17 protein-coding genes are annotated in these 17012 nt (G+C 63.5%); 11 read left to right on the forward strand and 6 right to left on the reverse strand.

Annotated elements, in window-relative coordinates; translation table 11 throughout:
* Positions 1-50 precede the first annotated feature (50 nt).
* From ileS to Q1V43_RS14985, 3 genes are all read left to right on the forward strand, one after another.
* Positions 51-2951, forward strand: coding sequence for an isoleucine--tRNA ligase (ileS, locus tag Q1V43_RS14975; protein ID WP_300519684.1), 2901 nt, complete (start codon positions 51-53; stop codon positions 2949-2951).
* Between the two features lie 72 nt (positions 2952-3023).
* On the forward strand, positions 3024-3482 hold the full coding sequence (locus tag Q1V43_RS14980) for a methylated-DNA--[protein]-cysteine S-methyltransferase (protein ID WP_300519687.1): 459 nt from the start codon (positions 3024-3026) through the stop codon (positions 3480-3482).
* On the forward strand, positions 3479-4315 hold the full coding sequence (locus Q1V43_RS14985; protein ID WP_300519690.1) for an EamA family transporter: 837 nt from the start codon (positions 3479-3481) through the stop codon (positions 4313-4315). Before Q1V43_RS14980 ends, Q1V43_RS14985 begins: the two co-directional genes overlap by 4 nt.
* A gap of 8 nt (positions 4316-4323) precedes the next feature.
* On the opposite strand, the gene Q1V43_RS14990 is transcribed toward Q1V43_RS14985, so the two are convergent.
* The 4 genes from Q1V43_RS14990 to Q1V43_RS15005 all read right to left on the reverse strand — a co-directional run bounded on the left by Q1V43_RS14990 (position 4324) and on the right by Q1V43_RS15005 (position 7494).
* A complete protein-coding gene (locus Q1V43_RS14990) occupies positions 4324-5022 on the reverse strand; it encodes a CDP-alcohol phosphatidyltransferase family protein (RefSeq protein WP_300519693.1) in 699 nt (232 codons plus the stop codon).
* A 102-nt stretch (positions 5023-5124) separates the two neighbouring features.
* The gene (locus Q1V43_RS14995; protein WP_300519696.1) at positions 5125-6069 is read right to left on the reverse strand and encodes a tyrosine recombinase XerC; all 945 of its coding nucleotides are present in this window, start codon (positions 6067-6069) and stop codon (positions 5125-5127) included.
* Positions 6066-6770, reverse strand: coding sequence for a DUF484 family protein (locus Q1V43_RS15000; protein ID WP_300519699.1), 705 nt, complete (start codon positions 6768-6770; stop codon positions 6066-6068). The genes Q1V43_RS14995 and Q1V43_RS15000 overlap by 4 nt, the downstream gene beginning before the upstream one ends.
* 286 nt (positions 6771-7056) lie before the next feature.
* On the reverse strand, positions 7057-7494 hold the full coding sequence (locus Q1V43_RS15005; RefSeq protein WP_300519701.1) for a helix-turn-helix domain-containing protein: 438 nt from the start codon (positions 7492-7494) through the stop codon (positions 7057-7059).
* Between the two features lie 75 nt (positions 7495-7569).
* Between Q1V43_RS15005 and Q1V43_RS15010 the strand changes: the two genes are divergently transcribed.
* The 5 genes from Q1V43_RS15010 (at position 7570) to Q1V43_RS15030 (ending at position 10455) form a co-directional block, all read left to right on the forward strand.
* Positions 7570-7965: a mercuric transporter MerT family protein gene (locus tag Q1V43_RS15010; protein ID WP_300519703.1), complete on the forward strand. Its 396-nt coding sequence runs from the start codon at positions 7570-7572 to the stop codon at positions 7963-7965.
* A 10-nt stretch (positions 7966-7975) separates the two neighbouring features.
* Positions 7976-8272 (forward strand): cation transporter, encoded by a 297-nt coding sequence (locus tag Q1V43_RS15015; RefSeq protein ID WP_300519706.1) that lies wholly within the window; start codon positions 7976-7978, stop codon positions 8270-8272.
* A gap of 9 nt (positions 8273-8281) precedes the next feature.
* A complete protein-coding gene (gene merF, locus Q1V43_RS15020; RefSeq protein WP_300519709.1) occupies positions 8282-8527 on the forward strand; it encodes a mercury resistance system transport protein MerF in 246 nt (81 codons plus the stop codon).
* A 4-nt stretch (positions 8528-8531) separates the two neighbouring features.
* Positions 8532-9959, forward strand: a complete 1428-nt coding sequence (merA, locus tag Q1V43_RS15025) for a mercury(II) reductase (protein WP_300519712.1) — start codon at positions 8532-8534, stop codon at positions 9957-9959.
* 142 nt (positions 9960-10101) lie between these two features.
* Entirely contained in the window at positions 10102-10455 is a 354-nt protein-coding gene (locus tag Q1V43_RS15030; protein WP_300519715.1) for a hypothetical protein, read from the forward strand.
* 49 nt (positions 10456-10504) lie between these two features.
* Here Q1V43_RS15030 and fsa read toward each other — a convergent pair whose 3' ends face one another.
* Positions 10505-11158 (reverse strand): fructose-6-phosphate aldolase, encoded by a 654-nt coding sequence (fsa, locus tag Q1V43_RS15035; RefSeq protein WP_300519718.1) that lies wholly within the window; start codon positions 11156-11158, stop codon positions 10505-10507.
* A gap of 84 nt (positions 11159-11242) precedes the next feature.
* Between fsa and Q1V43_RS15040 the strand changes: the two genes are divergently transcribed.
* Positions 11243-13435, forward strand: coding sequence for a primosomal protein N' (locus tag Q1V43_RS15040; protein ID WP_300519721.1), 2193 nt, complete (start codon positions 11243-11245; stop codon positions 13433-13435).
* A 198-nt stretch (positions 13436-13633) separates the two neighbouring features.
* On the opposite strand, the gene Q1V43_RS15045 is transcribed toward Q1V43_RS15040, so the two are convergent.
* Entirely contained in the window at positions 13634-14698 is a 1065-nt protein-coding gene (locus Q1V43_RS15045) for a YeeE/YedE family protein (protein ID WP_300519724.1), read from the reverse strand.
* Positions 14699-14858: 160 nt separating this feature from the next.
* On the opposite strand from Q1V43_RS15045, the gene Q1V43_RS15050 reads away from it, so the two are divergent.
* Positions 14859-16100, forward strand: coding sequence for an MFS transporter (locus tag Q1V43_RS15050; RefSeq protein WP_300519726.1), 1242 nt, complete (start codon positions 14859-14861; stop codon positions 16098-16100).
* A gap of 51 nt (positions 16101-16151) precedes the next feature.
* Positions 16152-16799 (forward strand): peptide-methionine (S)-S-oxide reductase MsrA, encoded by a 648-nt coding sequence (gene msrA, locus Q1V43_RS15055; RefSeq protein WP_300519728.1) that lies wholly within the window; start codon positions 16152-16154, stop codon positions 16797-16799.
* Positions 16800-17012: the final 213 nt, after the last annotated feature.

A 17012-nucleotide genomic window follows, 5' to 3' on the forward strand; every position in this document is an offset into this window, starting at 1 on the left:
CCGCGTCGCCCCATCCAAAGTCAAGAATTCCCCTGAAAAGGACCGGACAGATGTGTTCCGACACCCCCGACTACAAAGATACTCTGAGCCTGCCTCAGACCGATTTTCCCATGCGCGCGGGCCTGCCCAAACGCGAGCCCGAATGGCTGGAGCGCTGGGAGAAGATCGGCGTCTATGACCGCCTGCGCGAGAAAGAGGGCCGCGCGCCCTTTACCCTGCACGACGGCCCGCCCTACGCCAACGGCCACCTGCATATCGGCCACGCGCTGAACAAGGTGCTGAAGGACATGATCGTGCGCGCGCACCAGATGATGGGCTTCGACGCGCGCTATGTGCCCGGTTGGGACTGCCACGGTCTGCCGATCGAATGGAAGATCGAGGAACAGTATCGCAAGAAGGGCCGCAACAAGGACGAGGTCAATGTCGTCGATTTCCGCCAGGAATGCCGCAAGTTCGCGGAAGGCTGGGTCGACATCCAGCGTGAGGAATTCAAGCGCCTGGGCGTGACCGGAAACTGGCCCGATCCCTACCTGACGATGGATTTCCACGCTGAACGTGTGATCGCCGAGGAATTCATGAAGTTCCTGATGAACGGCACGCTCTACCAGGGCTCCAAACCCGTGATGTGGTCGCCGGTCGAAAAGACCGCGCTGGCCGAGGCCGAGATCGAATATCACGACCACAAGAGCCACACGATCTGGGTGCCGTTTTCGTTTGCCAATGCCGGAGGCGACCTGACTGACGCCCGCGTGGTGATCTGGACCACGACCCCCTGGACCATCCCGTCGAACAAGGCGGTGGCCTTCAACAACAAGGTGGCCTACGGGCTCTACCGCGTGGAGGCGACCGAGGAGGAAAGCTGGACCAAACCGGGTGATCTGTACCTCTTCGCCGACACCCTGGCCGAGGACGCGCTGCGCAAGTCGCGCGTGACCGGGTTCACCCGGGTGCGCGACGTGGCCGCGTCCGAATTCGAAGGGCTGGTTTGCAAACACCCGTTCCACGGGCTCGACGGCGCGGACGGCTTCTGGGACTACGACGTGCCGATGATCGACGGCGACCACGTGACCGATGACGCGGGCACGGGTTTCGTGCACACCGCGCCCAGCCACGGTGCCGACGACTACGAAGCCTTTGTCGCGCGCAACTGGATCGACCGCATGACCCACAATGTGGGCGAGGAAAGCGAGTTCCTGCCCCACGTGCCCTTCTTCGCAGGGCTTCAGGTCTTTGACCGCAAGGGCAAGGAAGGCAAGGCGAACAATGCCGTGATCGCCAAGCTGGTCGAGGCCGGCGGCATCATCGCGCGCGGGCGGGTGACGCACAGCTACCCGCACAGCTGGCGCTCGAAGGCGCCGATCGTGTTCCGCAATACGCCACAGTGGTTTGCCAGCGTGGATCGCGAGGTCGGCGACGGTCAGGACGATCTGGGCAAGACGATCCGGGAACGGGCCCTGACCGCCATCGACCAGCAGGTCAAATGGCATCCGCAGACCGGTCGCAACCGGCTCTACAGCATGATCGAGGCACGCCCGGATTGGGTGCTGTCGCGTCAACGCGCCTGGGGCGTGCCGCTGACCTGTTTCGTGAAGAAAGGCCTGCTGCCGACGGATGAAGGCTTCCTGCTGCGCGACCCGGACGTGAACGCCCGCATCGCCGAGGCTTTCGAGGCCGAGGGCGCCGATTGCTGGTATGAGGATGGCGCCAAGGAACGCTTCCTGGGCAATGGCTACAACGCCGATGAGTGGGAACAGGTCTTTGACGTGCTGGACGTGTGGTTCGACTCAGGCTCGACCCACGCCTTCGTGCTGCGCGACCGCGCGGACGGGACCGAGGACGGCGTGGCCGATGTCTATCTGGAAGGCACCGACCAGCACCGCGGCTGGTTCCATTCGTCGCTGTTGCAGGCTTGCGGCACCAAGGGTCGCGCGCCCTACAAGAACGTGGTGACGCACGGGTTCACGCTGGACGAGAAGGGCATGAAAATGTCCAAGTCGCTCGGCAATACCGTCGCGCCGGAGCAGGTGATCAAGCAGTACGGCGCGGATATCCTGCGCCTCTGGGTGGCGCAGTCGGATTACTCGGTCGATCTGCGCATCGGGCCGGAGATCCTGAAAGGGGTGGCCGACAGCTACCGCCGGTTGCGCAACACCATGCGCTTCATGCTGGGCAACCTGGACGGGTTCGCGGATGCCGAGCGGGTCGAACCCGCCGACATGCCCGAGCTGGAGCGCTGGGTGCTGCATCGCCTGGCCGAACTGGATCACGTGGTGCGCGACGGCTATGCCAAGTTCGACTTCCAGGGCGTGTTCTCGGCCGTGTTCAACTTTGCCACCGTGGATCTGTCGAGCTTCTATTTCGACATCCGCAAGGACGCTCTGTACTGCGACGGGGCAGACAGCCTCGAGCGCCGTTCGGCCCGCACGGTGCTGGACGTGCTGTTCCACCGCCTGACCACCTGGCTGGCACCGGTTCTGTGTTTCACCATGGAAGATGTCTGGCTGGATCGCTTCCCGGGCGAGGGCAGTTCGGTGCACCTGGTCGATTTCCCGGTTACGCCTGCCGACTGGCTGGACGAGCCCCTGGCGGCCAAATGGGTGGGTATCCGCCAGGCGCGCCGCGTTGTCACCGCAGCCCTGGAAATCCAGCGCCGCGACAAGGTGATCGGCGCCTCGCTGGAGGCCGCGCCGGTCGTGCATGTGCGCGACGCCGGGGTTCTGGACGCGCTGAAATCGGTGAACTTCGCCGATGTCTCGATCACCTCGCAGGTGGTGCTGACCGGCGATCCGATGCCCGCCGAGGCCTTCCGCCTGCCCGAGGTCGAAGGCGTGGGCGTGGTGTTCGAGAAGGCCGCAGGCGACAAGTGTCAGCGCTGCTGGAAGATCCTGCCCGACGTGGGCAGCCACGATCACGCCGGCACCTGTGGCCGTTGCGACGACGCTCTGGGCTGATCTGCCCGAAAGCGCGGGAAATGGAACGCCCCGGTGGTTTGCACCGGGGCGTTTCGTGTTTAGGCTCGCCCCATGATAGTTGCGGTTCTGGATACGCCCGTGGGGCGGCTGGGCGTGCGGGAGGACGCAGGTGCGATCACCCGTCTGACCTGGGACATGGAGGCGGAGGGAGAGGTGACACCCCTGCTTTCCGAGGCACTGTCCCAGCTCGCGGCTTATTTCGACGGGCGGCTCCGGGATTTCGACCTGCCCCTGCGGGTCGGCGGGTCCGATTTTCAGCGCGCGGTCTGTGCGGCCATGTCCGCCATCCCCCTTGGCGAGACACGGACCTATGGTGAAATCGCCAGGGCGGTAGGCCGACCGGCCCAGGCGGTGGGGTCGGCTTGCGGAGGCAATCCGATCCCGATCATAATTCCCTGTCACCGGGTCCTGGGCGCGGGGGGCAAGATGGTTGGATTCTCGGGCGCCGGCGGTGTTGAAACCAAGGTATGGCTCTTGCGCCACGAAGGCGCGGCAGGGTTGTTGATATGAGCTTGATCACCTTGCTGGCCGTGCTGGGGGCGGCCCTTCTGCATGCCAGTTGGAACGCGCTGATCAAGACCGGGGGCGACAAGCAGATTGCGATGCTGATGCTGACCCTGGGCCACGCCGCGATCGGCGCAATGGTCGTACTGTTTCGCCCCTTTCCCGCGACCGAGGTCTGGCCCTGGCTGATCGCCTCGGGGGCCATTCACACGGCCTATCAGCTGTTCCTGGCCTATGCGTATGAACACGGCGATCTCAGCCGGGTCTATCCGATTGCGCGCGGGGGCGCCCCGCTGATCGTGGCGCTGGTCGGGGCAGTGGTCCTGGCCGATGTGATCGCTGCAATGGAATACCTTGGGGTATTGGTGCTGGGATTGGGTATCCTGCTGATGGCGCGGGGGGTGTTTCAAGATGGTGAAAGCCGGCGATTGTTGCCCTTCGCGCTGGGCTCGGCGGTGGCCACGGCGGGATACTCTCTGGTCGACGGGATGGGCGCGCGACTGTCCGGTGACGCGGTGGGGTTCGTGGCCTGGCTGCTGATCATGTCGGCCCTGTTCTATACCCCCGTGGTGCTGGTGCAGAAGGGGACGAAGGTGCTGCGCGCCCCGGCGAAGTCCTGGGCTTTCGGAGCCGTTGCCTCGGCGGCGTCCTATCTGGCCTATGCGGTGGTGGTCTGGGCGATGACACAGGCGCCGATCGCCCTGGTCACGGCCCTGCGCGAGACCTCGATCCTGTTCGCGGTGCTGATCGGGCGCCTGTTCTTTGGCGAGCCTTTGCAGAATGGCAAGCTGCTGGCGGTGGGGCTGATCGTCACCGGTGTCGTTCTGACCCGCCTGTAGGCGGGGCGTCACTCTTGTGAGCGGGCCGGGACGATCTGCTGCGCAATGCCTGCCAGAAGCAAGTAGACCGAGGTTGCCGTCAGCCCCCAAAGCGCCCAGCTTTCCGGGTGGAATTCGACCCAGGCCGCCCAGCCGGCGAAGCTGGTCCAGGCAAGTGCCACGGGCAGCGAGACCGCGCGCCAGCGCTCGGTGCGCACCGGGTGGATGAACTTCAGTGGCGTGAACATGGCCACGGCCAGGGCCACGACGATTCCCAGCATCAACCAGAAATTGGGTTCGGTGGCAAACAGCACGATGATCACCATGTTCCAGCAGCCTGGAAAGCCGGAAAATGAATTGTCCTTTGTTTTCATCCGTGTGTCGGCGAAGTAGATGACACTTGCATAGGTGATGACGATGATCGCCACCCAACCCGTCCAGCCGGGCAGAAGTCCCGACTTGAACAGGGCATAGGCCGGAATGAATACATATGTCAGGTAGTCGATGATCAGGTCCATCAGGACGCCATCGAATTGCGCGGCGTTGGTCTTGACGTGATAGCGGCGTGCCAGCGGCCCGTCGATTCCGTCGACAACGAAGGCGACGACCAGCCAGACGAACATGAGCCCCCATTTCTCTTCCACTGCGGCGAGCGTGGCCAGCATGGCAAAAACGGCGCCGGTCGCGGTGAAGAGATGGACGGCCAAAGCTTTCGTCTGAATGTTCATCCCGGCTTTCTGCCGTAAATCCGGTCCGGGGGAAAGCGAAAACCCGGAGGCGGCCACGCGCCGGGATCACATGCGGTCCGCGAGGACCGAAGCTCCAGCCGGTCAGTCTGCCCGGGACTTCGTCCTGGCGCGGGGATGGGCGGCGTCGTAAATGTCCATCAGGCGGGCGGCATCCACGGCGGTATAGGCCTGTGTGGTCGACAGGCTGGCATGCCCCAACAGCTCCTGAATCGCGCGCAGGTCGCCACCGGCGTTCAGCAGGTGGGTGGCGAAACTGTGGCGCATCGCGTGCGGTGTCGCCGAGGCAGGCAGGCCCAGTTGCAACCGGCTTGCTTCGACCGCCTTCTGCACCTGTCGCGCGCCCAGCGCACCGCCGCGCACACCCCGAAACAGCGCCACGTCGGCCTCCATCGGGTGGGGGCAGAGCGAGACATAGGCCTCGACCGCTTCACGCGCGACAGGCAGGACCGGAACCATCCGCACCTTGCCCCCTTTGCCGGTAATGCGCAGGACCTCGGGCAGGGGCATGTCTGCGCCGGTCAGACCCAGCGCTTCCGAGACCCGCAGCCCGCAGCCGTACATCAGAGTTACCACCGCCATGTCGCGCGCGCCGACCCAATCCTGGCGCGCCTGCACGCCGGTGGTCTCGATCACGCGCATGGCGGCATCGGCGGCCAACGGACGGGGCAGCTTGTTGGTGAATTTCGGGGCGCGGGTGGACAGGACGGCGGTGGCGTCGAAATCATCGTGGTCCGACAGCCAGCGGTAGAAGTTCTTCACCGCCGAGAGCTTGCGCGCCAGGGTGCGGGCCGAGCTTCCCGCCGCACGTTCATGGGCCATCCAGGCGCGCATATCCCTCAGAACAACGCCAGCCAGCGCCCCGCGCCCCTGGGGACCGCCCAGGTGCTCCCCCAGGAAGGTCAGAAAGCCAACCAGATCGGTCTGATAGGCCTTGAGCGTATTCTCGGCGGCGTTGTCCAGCGCGCGCATATGGTCGATCCACGCGGAAAGGGCCGCGCGGGCCCCGTCCGAGATCGCCAGGCTCACGACAGCCAGCGGCGCATCGCGCGTTCGAATACGCCGCCGAAAAAGGCCAGAAGGTCGGTGCCCTGGCCCGGTTTGAATTGATGCGGATCCTCGGCGCCCATGACCAGCATGCCGGGCAGGCGGCCGTCGCCCAGATCAAGGCGCAGGCAGGCTTCGGAGCGGACCCAGAACGGGGTTTCGCCATAGATGCGCCGCTCGGGTTCCTGCACCTGGCGCAGAGTGACCGGACGGGCAAAATCACGGCTCTGGGTAAGGTATTCGTCGATGAAACCGGGTTCGGCGGTCGCCAGCACCGCGCCCAGGTTGCGCACCGCCGGGTTGTTTTCGGTCTGCACGGTTTCCAGCACCAGCCGCACGCAATCGACGCGCAGGATCTCGGCCACTTCGCCGTCCAGGTCCTTGAGGAAGTCAGCGAAATCCGCCGGGTCCATCATGCGCAGGATCGCCTTGTGGATCAGATTCATCCCGGCGAGGTTTTCATAGGCTGCGGCGATGACGCTGCGGTGGGTTTCTTCAAGCCGGTCGAGCCGCGCCTCGAGCCGCTCCATCGCCAGTCCCCGCATGTCCACGATATTGGTACCCATGGATTTGTCATTGGCGGTGATCAGGGCGTGCATCAGCTCCTGATCGTCGAGGATCAGTTCCGGCTGGGTCTTGATCTTGTCACGCAGATCGCTGCCGATCGGGGCGGGAATGCTCATGTCTGCCTCGGATGTTTTTTGTTTGTTGTCGGACAGTATAGCGGGGGTCGAGCGGGAATTCAGCAGCTTTTTGGCAACAGACGAGGGGGAAACCGCTCGTCAGGCGCATGCGATGGCGCCGATCCACGCCCCGCCGGGCTCACGGCCAAAGGAAAGCCCCCACGCCGGATCGTGGCTCACTCCGGAATATGGGACATAGGATGGCCCTGCCGATTTTTTCCGCGGGGCCTCTTGATTGATTTGGGCAAAAAAGTGGTGGCCGCCCCTGAAAGAGCTTGGCGGTTTCTCATGTCTTTGGATCCACTCCATCCATCTCAAACAGGCTTTCGATGATTGGGCAATCAGGCACGTCGCCCTTGGCGCACTCGGAAGCCATATCCTGAAGCGCGCGTTCAAGAACCTGAAGGTGAGTAATCTTGGCGCGCACTGTGCCCAAATGCTGCATCGTCAGGCGATGGACATCGCCGCAGCACACATCCTTCTGATCGACCATGCTGAGCAATGCCCTGATTTCGTGAATGCTGAATCCCAGATCACGGCTGTGCCGGATGAAAGATAGTCGCTTGAGATGGTCTTGTGAGTATTGACGATTGCCGCCCGAAGTGCGCCCGGGGTCCGGCATCAAGCCGATTTTCTCATAATATCTGATGGTTTCGATAATGACCCCGGTTTCCCGCGACATTGCTCCGATGCCATAGGCTCGCGTGTTCGTGATCCCGGTCATGCCAAATCTTCCTTGCATCTGTAGCCACTACAGATCCCAGATTATCAATCATCAGACAACGAAACGAGGGTTTTCATGGCCGAGACCGTTGAACATGTTGCGAGCGATGACCGCAAAACCGCCGGGTTGATGGCCCTGGGCGGTGTCCTTGGCGCGATCGGAGCATCTACTTGCTGCATCGTGCCGCTGATCCTGTTCAGCCTCGGTGTGTCTGGTGCCTGGGTTGGCAACCTGACGGCCATGGAACCCTACAAGCCGATCTTCATCATCTTCACGCTCGGATTTCTCGGCTATGGCTACTGGATGGTCTATCGCAAACCAAAGGCCTGCGCCGAAGGCGAGGCTTGCGCGCGCGCCCTTCCCAACCGGCTGGTGAAGTCCGCTCTTTGGGTTTCGACCGTCCTGATCCTCATCGCACTCTTCTGGAACTGGATCGCCCCTGTTGTGGCCCCGATCCTGCTTGGACTTTGAAAGGAATGACATGCAACTGAAACCCCTTCTTGTTGGCGTGATGCTGGCCGCTTTTTCGCCACCCGCATTTGCCGCCGAGCAAACGGCCACTTTTTCAGTGCCGGGAATGAACTGCGCCAGTTGCCCCTTCATCGTGCAATCGGCCATGTCCGCTGTTGAGGGTGTGCAATCGGTTGAGACAAGTCTTGAGGACCGCACCGCTCGTGTTGTTTTTGACGACGCGCTGACTGCGGCCGATGCAATTGCCCTTGCTTCAACCAATGCCGGATATGCGGCTGAGTTGATCGAAAACGGCGGCGACTCCTGAGAGCTGGCCTTGTCGCGCAGATCCTCCAGCAAACTGCTGACCACCGGCATCGTCGGCACGGTGGTTGCCGCTGTTTGCTGTTTCACTCCTGTGTTGGGCGTGTTGCTGGGCGCGGTTGGGCTGTCCGCATTGTTGGGATTTCTGGATTTTGTCCTGATCCCGGCGCTTCTTGCCTTCTTCGGCATCACGATCTTCGCCCTGGTTCGCCGACCAAATATCAGTTCCCCACCAAAAAGCGGCTCCAAAGAAAGCTGACCTCATGTCCGATTGCTGTTCCTCAGGCCCGACCGACACATTTGACCTCGCCGTCATCGGCGCAGGGTCTGCCGGGTTTTCCGCCGCGATCACTGCTGCGGATCAGGGCGCGCGTGTGGCCTTGATCGGGGGTGGGACGATCGGCGGCACCTGTGTCAATGTCGGCTGCGTTCCCTCAAAGACGATGATCCGGGCTATGGAAGCGGTGCATTCGGCGGCCGCAGCGCGTCGGTTCGACGGCATCGAGGTATCCTCTCGGATCACCGACTGGGGCGCAGTCGTTCGCCAGAAACAGGCGCTGGTCGAAGAATTGCGGGCGGCCAAATACACGGATGTCCTGCCAAACTACAACGCCATTTCCTACATGGAGGGCGCTGCCGCGTTTTCCGATGATGGCGGTTTGTCTGTAGCTGGCAAGGCGGTGCAGGCGCGCAAGACCATCATCGCAACCGGCTCGCGCCCGCATGTTCCGGGTATTCCGGGTCTGGACGGCGTACCCTTCCACGACAGCACGTCGATCCTTGAGCTTGAGGCGCTCCCCGCTTCGCTCATCGTCATGGGTGGCGGCTATATCGGCGCGGAGCTGGCCCAGGTGTTTGCCCGTGCTGGTGTGAAGGTGATGATCGTCTCCCGGCGCGGCCTTCTGCCAGAGGCTGAGCCCGAGATTGCCACCGCTCTGACCTCGTATTTCGAAGCAGAGGGCATCGTTGTTCGCTCGCAGCTGCAATACGAACGCGCTGATCAAGACGGCGACGGCGTGGCCCTTAGGATTTCCGCCCCCGCAGGCAAGGAAATCCTTCGCGCCGAGGCATTGCTCTTGGCGACTGGCCGAGTGCCCAATACGCAGGGTCTGAACCTTGATAGGGCCGGTGTGCGGACCAACGCAAATGGCGGCATCCATGTCGATGCAGCACTCATGACCAGCCGCGAAGGCGTCTATGCGGTGGGAGATGTCACCGGACGCGACCAGTTCGTCTATATGGCCGCCTACGGCGCCAAGCTGGCGGCGCAAAACGCCCTGAATGGCAACACGCTGTCCTACGACAATTCCGCCATGCCTGCGGTGGTGTTCAGCGATCCGCAGGTGGCCAGTGTGGGCATGACGGAAGCGCAGGCCATTGCTGCGGGACACAGGGTGAAAACCTCTGTACTGCCGCTTGAGCATGTGCCGCGCGCCCTCGCTGCAAGAGACACGCGCGGCCTGATCAAGCTTGTCGCGGATGGCGCAACCAGGCGGCTTCTGGGCGCGCACATTCTTGCACCGGAAGGCGCCGACAGCATCCAGACCGCCGCGATGGCCATTCGCGCGAGGATGACATACGAGGAGTTGGGCGCGATGATCTTTCCCTACCTGACGACTGTCGAGGGCCTGAAGCTGGCAGCACAGACCTTTGAGCAGGATGTAACGAAACTGTCTTGCTGCGCTGGGTGAATATTTTGCAAAATCAAAGCCTTTGGTGGGATTCCTGGTTCAGATATCGCGTCTCGAACTTCCCCCACACCTGCACGAAATCGTCGGTGCCGGTAAGCTGCCATCTTCCTCTGCTGTGCTCCCGGTCCCTTGAAAGTCGGCAATGAGAAATCCGCGCCACACTGAAGTTCCCACGATCCGGATCACCACAGGCGTTCAGGTCATTTTGGATGAAATGGGAGGATACACTCCCTCCAACGACAGTTTCGGAATACTCTTGACCATCAGACCTTCCCGTTCTGTGAGCCATCAAGATGGCCTCAGTGAGCCGACTGTTGTACTGGCCAAAGCTGGGAAATCCGAAGCTCTGGCATGCATTTTTTCCGAAAGTGTTTCCGAGGGATTTTTCTCCCTCGGATTCCGCCCGTTCTCTAACTTTTTTCTTCCCGAAAAATCAAACGCCTACCGAGAAAAAATCTCGATAGGCGCGTTCTTTATGTCCCGCTTTCCGGAATGAGCCAGCCGGATCGACGCGGGGGCTTCAGTTCTCGGGAAAGGCGTGGTCCTTACAGGATCTTGATATCCGCAGCGGCGATGTCCGCCAGGAAGGCATCCAGGCCCTTGTCGGTCAGCACATGCTTGGCCATGGCCTGGATCACCGACGGCGGCGCGGTGGCCACGTCGGCGCCGATCAGGGCCACGTCCTTCATGTGGTTCACGGTGCGGATCGAGGCGGCAAGAATTTCGGTCTCGTAGCCGTAGTTGTCATAGATGGTGCGAATGTCGGCGATCAGCTCGGCGCCATCGAGGTTGATGTCGTCCAGGCGGCCGATGAAGGGCGAGATGAAGGTCGCGCCGGCCTTGGCCGCCAGCAGCGCCTGGTTGGCCGAGAAGCAGAGCGTTACATTGACCATGGTGCCGTCATCCGACAGCGCCTTGCAGGCCTTCAGGCCGTCCCAGGTCAGCGGCACTTTCACGGCGATCTTGTCGTCGATCCTGGCCAGCTTGCGACCCTCGGCGATCATGGTTTCGGCGTCGGTGGCGGTCACTTCGGCGCTCACCGGCCCATCGACCAGATCGCAGATTTCCTTGGTGACTTCCAGGATGTCACGCCCGGATTTCTTGATCAGCGAGGGGTTGGTGGTGACGCCATCGACCATGCCAAGGGCGTTCAGCTCGGCAATGGCTTCGATATCGGCAGTATCGGCGAAGAATTTCATGGCAGCGGTCCTGTGTCAGACGGGTTCATGTTGGCGGTCTCATAGCCTAAACAGGTTCCAGCAGAAACCCCAAAGGAGTCGCCCGTGAGCGTCAGGTTCTACAATGCAGGGGAGCGGGTGGGGGTGCTGACCACCCAGCCGCTGGACCGCATCCTGACCTATCGCGCGCCGGAAGGCGGCTGTTGGCAGGGCGCCTATGTCGAGGTGCCGCTGGGGCCGCGCAAGGTGATGGGCGTGGTCTGGGGACCGGGCGAAGGGGGCTTTGACGCCTCGAAACTGCGCAGCGTGATCCGGGTGCTGGACCTGGCGCCGATGCGGCCCGAGATGGCCGAGTTCCTGACCCGCGTGGGCGACTATACCCTGACCCCGATGGAGCAGATGCTGCGTCTGGCCACACGCGCACCGGGTCTGACCGACCCCCCCGGCATGCGCAAGATCTACCGCCCGGGCGGGCCGCGCCCGAACAAGATGACCGATGCGCGGGTGCGCGTGATGGATGCGCTGGACAGCTACGGCGGGCTTGGCTTCACGTTGAAGGAGCTTTCCGACCTCGCCGGGGCGTCCCCCTCTGTCGTGAAGGGGCTGGTGAAGCTGGGGGCGATCCGGGAGGAAGATACGCCACGCGACGTGGGCTATCCCCATCTGGACGCCGCGCTGCCCGGAAACGAGTTGACCGAAGACCAGCAGGCTGCGGCGCAGGTGCTGCGCGACGGTGTGCGGTCGCGCAAATACGGCACCACGCTGCTGCGCGGCGTGACCGGGTCGGGCAAAACCGAGGTCTATATGGAGGCTGTCGCCGAATGCCTGAAACAGGGGCGCCAGGCGCTGGTGCTGCTGCCGGAGATCGCCCTGACCTCGGAGTTCCTGAAACGGGTCGAGGCGCGGTTCGGCGCCCGTCCCGCCGAATGGCACTCCGGCGTGACCATGACCGAACGGCGCCGCTGCTGGCGCATGGTGGGAGAGGGCGAGGCCTCGTTGGTGGTTGGCGCCCGGTCCGCGCTCTATCTGCCCTTCCGCGAGCTGGGTCTGGTGGTCGTGGATGAGGAACACGACAGTTCCTACAAGCAGGAGGACGGGGTTTTGTACTCCGCCCGCGACATGGCGGTGATGCGCGCAAGCCTGTGTGACGCGCAGGTGGTGCTGGCCTCGGCCACGCCGTCGCTGGAGACCTGGGCCAATGCGGAGGCCGGGAAATACAAGAGGCTGGAGTTGAAAAGCCGGTTCGGCCCGGCGGTTCTGCCGGAAATGCGCACGATCGACATGCGCGCGCAGGAGCTGCCGTCGAACCGCTGGATCTCGCACACGCTTCGCCGCGCGGTGAATGAGCGGATCGAGAGGGGCGAGCAGAGCCTCCTGTTCCTCAATCGTCGCGGCTACGCCCCGGTGACTGTCTGCCGCGCCTGCGGGCACCAGATCGGTTGTGACCACTGCGACGCGCGCATGGTGGAACACCGGTTCCTGAAACGGCTGGTCTGTCACCAGTGCGGCGAAACGAAACCCATTCCGGACGCCTGCCCGAGCTGCGAGGCCGAGGGCAGGCTTGCTCCGGTCGGGCCCGGCGTGGAGCGTCTGGACGAAGAGGTGCGCGAGACCTTTCCCGATGCGCGGGTGGCGGTGCTGTCCTCGGACCTGTTCGGATCGGCGCGGGCGCTGAAGGAGCAGGTCGAGCTGATCGCCGCCGGCGGCGCGGATATCATCATCGGCACGCAGATGGTGGCCAAGGGGCACAACTTTCCTCTGCTGACGCTGGTGGGCGTGATCGACGCGGATCTTGGCCTGCAGGGGTCCGACCTGCGTGCCGCCGAACGGACCTTTCAGCTGATCCGGCAGGTGGCCGGTCGGGCCGGTCGGGCCGAGGTGCCCGGGGTGGCGCTTTTGCAGACCTGCCAGCCGGAACATCCGGTCATCCGCGCGATCGTGGCGGGCGACGAGGAAGCCTTCTGGCGCGCCGAGGCGATGGAAAGACGCGGCGCGGGTGTGCCGCCCTACGGTCGGCTTGCGGGGATTGTTCTGAGTTCGCCGGATGTGCAGGAGGTGTTCGACCTTGGCAACGCCATGGTCCGCAACGATGGTCCCTTGCGCCAGATCGGCGCGCAGCTCTTCGGCCCGGCGCCTGCGCCGATTGCCCGCATCCGGGGGCGGCATCGCGTGAGGCTACTGGTCAAGGCCGACAAGGGCGCGCCGTTGCAGCCAGCCCTGGCGCGCTGGCTCAGGCAGTTTCCGGTGAAAGGCGAGCTGCGGATCTCGGTCGATATCGACCCTCAGAGTTTCTATTGAACATTCCCGTAGTGAGTACCTGCGGCAGACTTGATGTCTCGCCGGGCGGTGGCCCGGGTCGGGATTGGTGCATGCGGCGGGTGATACGCGCGAGGGGGTACGGGTTGGACGGGTTGGGCTGATTTTCTGAAACGTGGCCGAACGGCAATCGTACCGCTCAATACACCCTGCTCAATTTGGGGCTGATCCACCCCCGCCTCACACGGTGGCGGGTTGGCCCTTGCGTTGATCCACCAGCGCATCCGTCACAATCGCGCCGATCCACATGCAGATCAGCGCCACCCACGCCGTGCCGACGAAGATCGAACCGCCGGTGACGCCCGCGCCAATCGCGCAGCCGCCGGCCAGCATGCCGCCAAAGCCCATCAACACCGCGCCAGTCATCGAACGGCGCATCATCGCTTCGCCCTCGAACCCCTGCCATCTGAACTCGCGCGACAGGTAGCTTGCGGCAAAGGCGCCGATCACCACGCCGGGGACCAGGCCGATGTCGAACTCCAGCACCGGGTCGGGGATCAGGAAGAACATCAGCGTATTGGCCGAGGGGCCGGTAAAGGTGGCCGAGGTCACGGTGATCGGATCAAATGCCACCTGGGAGAGGTTGTAGGTCAGCACCCAGCCAAGGGCGACGGCAAATCCCACGCCGGAACCGAACACCAGCCGTTTCGCCCCCAGCTCCGCCTTGCGGGCGATCAGCAACGCCAGCACCGCGCAGACCACGCCCAGGGCCAATCCGCCCCAGTCCGGCAGGTTCAGCGCAGTCAGCAGGTTCACGTTGGTCCCGCCACCGGTCATCCACAGTCGCGCCAGCCAGTCGCGGGTGGGGGCGAGCCATCCATGCAGGCTCATCTGCGCGACCACGGCAAAGATCATGCCCGACACGACCGAGCGCAGGTTGCCGGTCGCCGCCAGCACCAAAAGCCGCCCGGAACAGCCCCGCGCCAGCACCATGCCGGCGCCGAAGATCAACCCGCCGATGATCGCGCCCGACCAGCTGCCGGTCACGGCCATCATGCGCGCATCCTCGGGCCGCATCAGCCCCAAGAGCGATGCCCCCTGCACCCAGACCAGCGCGGTCGAGAAACACAGAAGCCAGACCGCGACCGAACTGTCGAGCATGCGGCGGGCGAACTCCACCGTCGCCGCGCGCAGGCAGAACCGCGACTTTTGCGCTGCCACGCCGAAGACCACGCCGGTGATCAGGCCGAACAGAGCATTGGACGGGGCTTCGCCGATCCGCTCCACGATGGGCAGAATATCCATGTCTCTCCTCCCTGCGTCCCCCGCCCGCGCAAGCCGTGCAGGTTTGCCGGGCATTCTCGCACGCCCGGCGGGCTGATCCTTGATATAAATCATATCATATCGAAATGCATGCATATGTTTTGCTCTCGCCCCGGAAGCAAATGAAGCGTATGGCGAAGTCATGACCACGCGACACCACATCCTGACCCTGGCCGAGGCCAAGGGACTGCCGCTCTGGCGCCGCCCGATCACCCTTTTGCTGCTGATGGCAGTGGCGATGCCGATTGCCTTCTCGACCTGGTCGGCGCTTCTGAACAACTGGGTCATCGAGATGGTGGACTTCACCGGGGTCGAGATCGGCTGGCTGCACACGGTGCGCGAGATTCCCGGCTTTCTGGCCATTGGCGTGATTGCCCTGATGATGCTGATGCGCGAGCAGGTGTTGGGCGTGGTCGCCCTGGGCCTTTTGGGCGTGGCCACGGCGCTGACCGCGCAATTCCCCAGCCTGGGCGGGATCCTGACCCTGACCATGCTGAGCTCGATCGGGTTTCATTACTACGAGACCGTGAACCAGTCGCTGCAGCTTCAGTGGATCGAGAAATCCAAGGCGCCGCAGGTGCTGGGCTGGATCACCGCGGTGGGCTCGGGCGCGTCGCTGTTGGCCTATGGTCTGCTGGTGCTGACCTGGAAGACGATGGGGCTGAGCTACAACACCGTCTACATGATCGCCGGTGGCATCACCGCGCTGATCGCTGCCTTCTGTTTCTTCGCCTATCCGCAATTCGAAAGCCCCGAGCCGCAGTTGAAGCAGTTCGTGCTGCGCCGCCGCTACTGGCTCTATTACGCGCTGCAGGCCATGTCGGGTGCACGGCGACAGATCTTTACCGTTTTCGCCGCCTTCATGATGGTCGAACGCTTCGGCTTCGAAGTGCACGAAGTCACGGGGCTATTCATTGCGAACTTCATCGCCAACATGATCTTCGCCCCGCTGATGGGCAAGGCGGTGGCGCGCTGGGGGGAACGGCGTGCGCTGGCCTTCGAATATGTCGGGCTGGTGGTGGTTTTCCTGGCCTATGGCGGGATCTACTATTTCGGCTGGGGCGTGGTGCTGGCCGCCGCGCTCTATGTCATCGACCACCTGTTCTTTGCCCTGGCCTTCGCACTGAAAACCTATTTCCAGAAAATCGCCGACCCGCAGGACATCGCGCCCACGGCGGCGGTGGCCTTTACCATCAACCATATTGCGGCGGTATTCCTGCCGGCGGCGCTGGGCTACCTCTGGGTGGTCTCTCCCGGGGCGGTTTTTGGCCTTGCTGCCGGCATGGCGGGAGTGTCGCTGTCGCTGGCCCTGATGATCCCACGTCACCCGGAAAAGGGGAACGAAACGGTATTCTCACGATTTGTTGCACAGGCGGCCGTGTAGAAAACCCGACCGCGGGCCGCTATCTTTTTTCCAGCGAACAGGGAGGCGCAGATGTTCTTTGCCAGGAAGAAAACGGAAATGGTGACGCAGGACAGGGCACTGCCCGGGCGTGAGGCGACGATTGATTACGGGACAACCCACCATGTTTTTGGCCGTGCCCTGACGCTGGACGTGCCGGAGGGCCATGAGGTCGTGCTGTTCGGCATGGGCTGCTACTGGGGTGTCGAACGCATCTTCTGGCAGCAGCCCGGCGTCTGGCTGACCATGGTCGGCAATGCGGGCGGGTTCACGCCGAACCCGACCTATGAAGAACTCTGCTCCGGCCAGACCGGGCATACCGAGGTTGTGCGCGTGGTCTATGACCCGGCGCAGACCAGTTTCGAGGCGCTGCTGAAACTGTTCTGGGAAAACCACGACCCGACCCAGGGCAACCGCCAGGGCAATGACGTGGGCACGCAATACCGCTCGGCGATCTATGTGACGTCCGAGGAACAGTTCATCGCCGCCCGCGACTCCGCAGAGGCATTCGAGCCGCGCCTGGAAACGGCCGGGCTGGGCGCGATCACCACCGAGATCGCCAAGGCCGGGGCGTTCTACCCGGCCGAGGAATACCACCAGCAATACCTGTCCAAGAACCCGGGTGGCTATTGCGGCATCGGCGGCACCGGCGTGAGCTGCCCGATCGGCACAGGGGCGTAACCCGCCACCCCGACCCGGCGTGCTCACAAGGCCCGGTCGCACCTGCCCACCCCGCTGCGCCATGGGCGGCACCGGGGCCTTTCATCTTTCCGCAAATATCCTCGCCGAAGGCACGAATTCCGCCGAGCGAAGCGAGGCCATCCGCAACGGGCGACAAGCCGAAGGCGACGGCGGGCGGCGGGAGCCCCGGCTGCGCTTGACGCGCTGCCTGCA

The organism is Aliiroseovarius sp., from assembly GCF_030148435.1.
Taxonomy (GTDB): domain Bacteria; phylum Pseudomonadota; class Alphaproteobacteria; order Rhodobacterales; family Rhodobacteraceae; genus JASBTN01.

Excerpts from the sequence above, each read along its gene's own strand:
- ileS (WP_300519684.1), top strand. The coding sequence starts at position 51 with ATGTGTTCCGACACCCCCGACTACAAAGATACTCTGAGCCTGCCTCAG.
- Q1V43_RS14980 (WP_300519687.1), top strand. The coding sequence starts at position 3,024 with ATGATAGTTGCGGTTCTGGATACGCCCGTGGGGCGGCTGGGCGTGCGG.
- Q1V43_RS14985 (WP_300519690.1), top strand. The coding sequence starts at position 3,479 with ATGAGCTTGATCACCTTGCTGGCCGTGCTGGGGGCGGCCCTTCTGCAT.
- Q1V43_RS14990 (WP_300519693.1), bottom strand. The coding sequence starts at position 5,022 with ATGAACATTCAGACGAAAGCTTTGGCCGTCCATCTCTTCACCGCGACC.
- Q1V43_RS15000 (WP_300519699.1), bottom strand. The coding sequence starts at position 6,770 with ATGAGCATTCCCGCCCCGATCGGCAGCGATCTGCGTGACAAGATCAAG.
- Q1V43_RS15005 (WP_300519701.1), bottom strand. The coding sequence starts at position 7,494 with ATGACCGGGATCACGAACACGCGAGCCTATGGCATCGGAGCAATGTCG.
- Q1V43_RS15010 (WP_300519703.1), top strand. The coding sequence starts at position 7,570 with ATGGCCGAGACCGTTGAACATGTTGCGAGCGATGACCGCAAAACCGCC.
- Q1V43_RS15015 (WP_300519706.1), top strand. The coding sequence starts at position 7,976 with ATGCAACTGAAACCCCTTCTTGTTGGCGTGATGCTGGCCGCTTTTTCG.
- merA (WP_300519712.1), top strand. The coding sequence starts at position 8,532 with ATGTCCGATTGCTGTTCCTCAGGCCCGACCGACACATTTGACCTCGCC.
- Q1V43_RS15030 (WP_300519715.1), top strand. The coding sequence starts at position 10,102 with ATGAGAAATCCGCGCCACACTGAAGTTCCCACGATCCGGATCACCACA.
- fsa (WP_300519718.1), bottom strand. The coding sequence starts at position 11,158 with ATGAAATTCTTCGCCGATACTGCCGATATCGAAGCCATTGCCGAGCTG.
- Q1V43_RS15045 (WP_300519724.1), bottom strand. The coding sequence starts at position 14,698 with ATGGATATTCTGCCCATCGTGGAGCGGATCGGCGAAGCCCCGTCCAAT.
- Q1V43_RS15050 (WP_300519726.1), top strand. The coding sequence starts at position 14,859 with ATGACCACGCGACACCACATCCTGACCCTGGCCGAGGCCAAGGGACTG.
- msrA (WP_300519728.1), top strand. The coding sequence starts at position 16,152 with ATGTTCTTTGCCAGGAAGAAAACGGAAATGGTGACGCAGGACAGGGCA.